The 1119-nt window shown below is 30.9% G+C and carries 1 protein-coding gene; it reads right to left on the bottom strand.

Annotation, left to right across the window (positions count from 1 at the left end):
- Positions 1-431: 431 nt before the first annotated feature.
- On the bottom strand, positions 432-1070 hold the full coding sequence (locus tag F6U93_RS14430; protein WP_150940933.1) for a hypothetical protein: 639 nt from the start codon (positions 1068-1070) through the stop codon (positions 432-434).
- Positions 1071-1119: the final 49 nt, after the last annotated feature.

A 1119-nucleotide genomic window follows, 5' to 3' on the forward strand; every position in this document is an offset into this window, starting at 1 on the left:
AATTCGAATTTATAACTGTCCTATTTTTGGGGAAGCCTACACAGGGTATTTGGTAAATTAATGTATCATTTCATCCATTTCACTTGCTTCATAGCAATTGATCAGCATTACACTTATCGGATTATCTTTTTCTAAATTTTGAGAACAGATGTTGCAATAAATAAGTAATGAAAAAATCAGAAATTTTAGTTTCATACGTTAAGTTGAGGGTGTGAGTTTAATTATTGACAAGGGTTTTGTGTAAGAATAGAAGAGCGGATTTACAGGCAAACCATTCGGATGAACACAAGCTGAATTTTTAAATTTTTCTTATTATCTTTTTTATTAATAAGCCAAATTTAAAAGTTTGGCGACTTTGAAATAGTGCTGCTGTCATTGGATAAGCACTTATTTATATTTTTTTAACGTTGTTGCTTCTCGTTTTTTTGTCTTCACGACAATTCATATTTCCCGATTATTTTAGCCAGTTCATTCGATGAAATAAAAGGCTTTGTTTCAAGGTGCGGAAATCCATATCCGTTTGATTGAACAAATATCGGCAAGTATTTTTCTTTTGTTTTTACTAGTATTCCGACGTTGATTAAATTTGAAAATTCAGGACTGGCCTTTTTGGCATCTTCGGAATTAGGATTACATATAATTTGTCTATGATAACTTCTTGATGTGCCCTCTAAAATGTTTTCTATCTTACTCTTTCTAATTCCTGCAATTTTACTAATTATTCTATTCCATATTGAGTCCATTTTTTTTACTTTTTTCGGTTCTGTGATAGAATCCGTAAAATAGAGGAAAGTGCGAACGACATTAATTTCAGTTATATTTTCATTTTCACATATAATATGAGCATTCTTGTAGGGTTCGTAAATTGTATTCACTTTTCTAATTTTAACAGTCATAGCCTCATCAGCTTGGTTTTGTGAATCCGCAATTTCAGGTACGCATTCGAGCTCAACAAAATGATCTTCAAATTCAAAAATCACTTTTATATATTCAGTCCATATTCGTTGTGGTCGAGAGTTTTTTAATTCCTCAATTATGTTCTTTTCTATGTCGTCAAATATGTAATTCACAGTTTTTTTAAATGTCTCGTCCTGAAATATGGCTACAGGTTAAAATAGA

Origin of the sequence: Pseudotamlana haliotis (assembly GCF_008806375.1) — a bacterium.
Classification (GTDB): domain Bacteria; phylum Bacteroidota; class Bacteroidia; order Flavobacteriales; family Flavobacteriaceae; genus Pseudotamlana; species Pseudotamlana haliotis.